The organism is Neobacillus sp., from assembly GCF_031988165.1.
In the GTDB taxonomy this organism is placed as follows: domain Bacteria; phylum Bacillota; class Bacilli; order Bacillales; family Cytobacillaceae; genus Neobacillus; species Neobacillus rhizosphaerae.
On sequence record NZ_DALZYO010000090.1, the window covers coordinates 1 to 5,260 of the forward strand.

A 5,260-nucleotide genomic window follows, 5' to 3' on the forward strand; every position below is an offset into this window, starting at 1 on the left:
ATACAGCTTATATCCCCATATCTAAAGCTAGGGGTTTTACGCTGCTTTTTGATAAGAAATAAAACATTAAATTGATAGTTTCACAATACACAACCATTAATTGTCGTGATCTTAAAATAGCTTCATACTAAATAGCATATCAGTTCCTTTTTGTTAAATAATTGGAAATAAATAGTTGGAGGCATTAAACAGTGGATGTAATATCGAGGGATCATTGGGATGAAGCTTTATGGCAGAAAGCCGTGATTATCTATATAGAGGCATTTGGTGAGCACGGCGGCAAGCCTGTGAAAATAATCCGAAATATGTTTGAAAAACAACTTTGTGCGCTCCACGTTGCCATGATAGGAAATGAAGTGGTGGCGATGGCGCTGACTGGTGCAATTCAATACTCACGAATTTTACTAATTGACTATCTCGCCGTTCGAAAAGATGTTCGTGGACAAGGGGTCGGTCAAGATTTTGTCCATAAAATAACAAAGTGGGCTCTTGCAAAGGATGCGTACAATTTTGTCTTGCTGGAAGCAATGTGAACATACTCCTGAAAATCTGGGCCGCATCCACTTCTGGGAAACGTGCGGTTTTAAACTACTGACTGATTATATTCATCATTATATTTGGGTTCCCGAACCATATATGGCAATGGTCCTTGAGATACACACCGTCATCACCTTCCCTGAATCCGGAAAAACAAGCTTCAAGTACATCGAGAAATTTCATAAAAAAGCCTTCCGACAGAATTAAGGTCTTTTTGATTATTTTTGTTTTAGAGACAGTTCTGAAACAATTAGAATAGTTCGAAGATTAGAACCCCTGTTGCTTTAAAATAAAGTTTGATCAAAAATACCTCACAAACCCTTATTTTACGATAAATAATAGGAACCTATTTTGAAAAAAAGATTGATCAAAATGGATTCTTATCAAGCAGATTTAAGTTTCGGTTTTATAAAAAAGTTTGATTATTTTCTACCTGTGTTACTCAACAATCGCGCCCGATTGTTGAAGATCGTTTCAAGTTCTTATTGAAGAAATGCATATGATAGTAAAAAAGCGTCCCTGCTAATTACAGAAAAACTACCCGGTAGTTTACCAAATTTTTTAACTTTATCAAAAAGAAACAATTATCGATTTCTTTAAGTAAATGAATTGTCATATCACTAATAAAAATAGGTCTCAAGCAAGAATCTTGAGACCTCATTTTTATTTCAACAATGAAATCATAATCTTTTCTAATTCTGTTTTATTTAAAACAGCATCAGTTATGAAAATTTGATAGGCACTATTTTTGCCTTTTGCAGGAACAAACATCTTCATACTTTTTACATTGCTATGTGGAATATAACCAAACGTTACATGATTTCCTTCCAGCATATAATTTTCTATCTTGTCATAGTCATCAAACGAGAATTGTTCTTGTTCTAAGTCCAGTGATTGAGAAATATAATAACCGAACTCTCCCTTTCTATATTCTGTACTAATAATCGGCTGAGGCTTCCCAATTGTTTCCTCTGATCTAATATCTTCTTTCTTCAGAGAGTAGCCTTCCGGTGTATAGGTTGGCCTCTTAATTGGAAAATCAACTAACTTTTGTGCTTCTTCTTTAGTATATATGAAATGTGACGTAACTTTATCCCTAAGTGGTCCAATCGCATGAGCGCTTTCTTTTAGTTTAGTTTGCTCGTCCCCACTAAGTAAATCAGGATTATACCCTTGCCCATGATTTCTAAGAGCCTCTGCTTTTCCATCCAAAGTTAATAGAACTCGGTCTAATGAAATATATTGCTCAAATTCATCAGTTGTCAAAAATTTTTGAGCCACAGCGATTTCATTCAGAATCTGCTTGTACAGAATTTCGTCTATTCCTAATTCCGCCTTTGCCTGTTCTTGTGTACCAACCATTTGTTCTACAATGGTTTGGATGGAAACACTCGATTGTTTCTTCTCTTCCTTTACTGTTATTGTGGTTTGCTCTTTCTGCTTTTCATTTAACCCATCTGCATGTCCATTTAGTAAGGATAGCGATGAAACAGCAATCACTGCAATGACCCCTAGTGCAGACCAACGATACGATTTCTTTTGGAATTTTTTAATCATAAGAATCCTCCTCTTTAGTGTTCTTTTATTTTTACTTAGATTTGCCAAACTAGGTACTTGATAACTATTTGAGTAGTATTCTAAGAGGCTGATAATAGTATGACCATATGAAATTTGTTCCTTTTCATCCATAAACGTTAGAGCCAACACATCACATGCAAGTTCCTGATCCTCCCTCATGCGAGAATAGGCATGCCAGAGTATCGGGTTAAACCAATTTAAGATCAGTAAACTATGCATTAACCAATTAAGACCAACGTCTCTTCGTTTGATGTGGGCTAATTCATGATAAAAAATATGTCGAAGTTGTTGCTCAGTGAGCTGATTGATATATGCACTTGAGAGTAATACTCTTGGGCGAAAGAATCCATGTACTGTTGGACTTGATATTTTTCCAGCTAGTATTAGTGGGATACACTGCTCAACAGACATAGATTTCTTACAGTTCTCAAAAATTTCAACAATTCTTTTATCAGTAATAACAGGTTGTTGTTTTATATAATGGGTTAATGATCTATTTACAAGATAAGTTACGAAACCTAATATAATTACGCCCGTTAACCAAATGTATAAAGCAATGGTATGAAAAGAAATTGGTTCATCCTTTTGGTTCTCATTACGAATTGTTTCTTTTTTACTTTCATTAGTTGTTTGAAGTTTAACAGCTGCGTTGCGTTCATCTTCGATGATTATCTCTGCACCAGAAATACCCTTTTTTTCATACATGCGTTCGTTTTCTGAAGAAGAAACAGGTGGGCTTTGAACAGAAACGGTTGTTTCATAAGAGTGTGAAAGGATTGAATAAATACTATAGGAACTATCTGGCGACCACGGGAGTAGTAATCTCACAATTAAAATCATCCATAGTAGATAGTGCCACCTTGGGTTTAGCTTGTTTCTCAGTAAGGCTTTAACACATAAGATGAGTCCCACTAGAATACTTGCCATAATAGATGTTTCTATCACCCAATCAAAAAAGCGAGGTAGATAGATGTTGACAAAAGTATTTATCATTTTTACTTATCCTTCCTATGATTCTCTTCAGCCTTCTCATCTAGAATGCGTTTGAGTTCGTTAATGTCTTCGGAAGATAATTTTTCTTCCTTCAAAAAATTTACAAGTAACGGTTTAAAGGCCGCACCATAGAAACGTTTAAGTAAGGATTTTGTTTCTACTTGTAGATAATTTTCTTGTGAGACTAGAGGATAATATTCATACAAATGTCCTTTATCTTGAAGATAAGATAAAGCTTCCTTTTGAACTAATCTGTTAATAAGTGTTCGAATGGTTTTAGGTTTCCAGTCTGTTGTTGACTCCAACTTTTCAATTACTTCATTCGCTGTTTGAGGGGATTTTGCCCAAAGAACTTTCATGACTTCCAATTCGGCATCAGATATTTTAGGTAATTCTTTCATCATATAGAATAACACCTCCCTTGATATTACATTTGTAATCTATAAATTAATATTACATTTGTAATCTACAATTGTCAACTATATTTTGGAATTTAAAACACAATGTAATAAACTAAAGTTTGGTATTAATTATTTATATATCAAATCCTTTTCCAACTGCGACGTTAGTTAAGTACACCCCTTCACAATCTCTTGTGAATTTTAACATAAATATCCAGTGTTTGTTTGAAAGTCTTATTCAATTATCTGGCCCTATAATGAAAAAAGCACTGTTCCTTTTTACAGGAAAGCGCCCTTTAACGGAAGATTGAGTAGCCTATAACGGAATAAAATTTTGAGCTTCTATTAGCTGAATTTGTTGGAGAAGTGACAATTACTATCAAGTATTTTATCTTTGGAATTTTGCAATATTATTAATTCCTATTTAAATGATAGATTAGTTGCACAACGCCAGAGGAGAACGTCCTTGTATTAACCATTTTTAAATTCAATCTCTGTTTTATATCAATAAACAACGGTTTTCCTTCTCCCAAAATAACAGGGTGAACAGATAATCTAAATTCATCAACAAGCCCTAAATTGATAAAAGTTGTTATAAGACTTGCTCCACCATATAGCCAGATGTCTTTACCAGGCTTATTCTTTAATTTATTTACTTCTTCAAGAATTTTATCATTTATGAATATTGCTTTATTATCAGTCCCTTTTTTCGTTTTGGAAAACACGTATTTTTCTTTACTATGAACTAATTCCCAAATTTCTTTTTCAGTATCAGTATCTTCAATTTCTGGAGTAAATTGTCCCCATAAATCGTAGCTTTTTCTTCCATATAAAACAGTATCAATTTGATTTAAGAAATTAATAAAACCCAACTCAGAGTCCATGATACACCAATCAACTTCCCCATTTTTCCCCTCAATAAAACCATCTAAAGTTACTGCTAAATCTAAAATTATTCTTCTTGGTCTTACGTTTTTGGACATAATTCTTCCTCCCTTTAATCATATAGATATGGCTTGTGTGTAGCAATGGAACCAAATATTACGTTAATCATTAGCGGACATTAAAAAGAAGAAAAAGTAATAGTGAACATCCATTTTCTCTTCCGGGACCCTAAATACAAGGAGAAATTTTGACTTCATCTCCATTCACTTAGCGTGATCATGTTCCCTAAGTAATATTAGTGGACATCGTAAGCATAAAAATCAGGCTTTTATGTCCGCTAATTTACACAATATATCCAAAAATCAATATCCGCCTTATTGCGTAAATAAGTTCCATTGCTACACACACACCTAGTATAATACTTAATGATGACATCTATTGTCATAATTAAATATCTTTTAATTAATCATTTAGGTGGGTAGTTATGCGCGCTGATAGGCTGATCTCCATTTTACTTCTGCTGCAAAATAAAAGAAAATTGACAACCAGAGAATTAGCCCAGGAATTAGAGGTAACTGAACGTACCATTCATCGTGATATGGAAGCATTGAGCAACAACGGCTTTAATATCTTCAACAGCAAATGCAATATGCCGGATACCCAAGGTATTTGCAAAAGATTGATGAATACCTTTTTCATCTGACGGCGTATGGAATTTGACCAGCTCCAAATTTGCCTGGCCGTCTGGCATCCCTAACATTACAATCGTCTCTCTAACGTCATTAAGCCCAATTATCCGTTCTCCCCACTCCCCTTCCACTTCTAGGTCTTACAAACAAATACATTGATACAAATATTGATACCTC

4 protein-coding genes and 1 pseudogene are annotated in these 5,260 nt (G+C 34.2%); 2 read left to right on the forward strand and 3 right to left on the reverse strand.

The window, feature by feature from the left end; translation table 11 throughout:
- The first annotated feature begins 191 nt into the window (after positions 1-191).
- Positions 192-533 (forward strand): GNAT family N-acetyltransferase, encoded by a 342-nt coding sequence (locus RTR43_RS25540; RefSeq protein ID WP_312476861.1) that lies wholly within the window; start codon positions 192-194, stop codon positions 531-533.
- Positions 534-1,200: 667 nt separating this feature from the next.
- Here RTR43_RS25540 and RTR43_RS25545 read toward each other — a convergent pair.
- The 3 genes from RTR43_RS25545 to RTR43_RS25555 form a co-directional block, all read right to left on the reverse strand.
- The gene (locus RTR43_RS25545; RefSeq protein WP_312476864.1) at positions 1,201-3,108 is read right to left on the reverse strand and encodes a M56 family metallopeptidase; all 1,908 of its coding nucleotides are present in this window, start codon (positions 3,106-3,108) and stop codon (positions 1,201-1,203) included.
- Positions 3,109-3,110: 2 nt separating this feature from the next.
- Positions 3,111-3,512: a BlaI/MecI/CopY family transcriptional regulator gene (locus tag RTR43_RS25550; RefSeq protein ID WP_396954630.1), complete on the reverse strand. Its 402-nt coding sequence runs from the start codon at positions 3,510-3,512 to the stop codon at positions 3,111-3,113.
- A gap of 410 nt (positions 3,513-3,922) precedes the next feature.
- On the reverse strand, positions 3,923-4,492 hold the full coding sequence (locus tag RTR43_RS25555; RefSeq protein ID WP_312476866.1) for a dihydrofolate reductase family protein: 570 nt from the start codon (positions 4,490-4,492) through the stop codon (positions 3,923-3,925).
- A gap of 386 nt (positions 4,493-4,878) precedes the next feature.
- Here RTR43_RS25555 and RTR43_RS25560 point away from each other — a divergent pair.
- Positions 4,879-5,025 (forward strand): annotated as a pseudogene (locus RTR43_RS25560) (helix-turn-helix transcriptional regulator); the annotation flags it as partial.
- Positions 5,026-5,260: the final 235 nt, after the last annotated feature.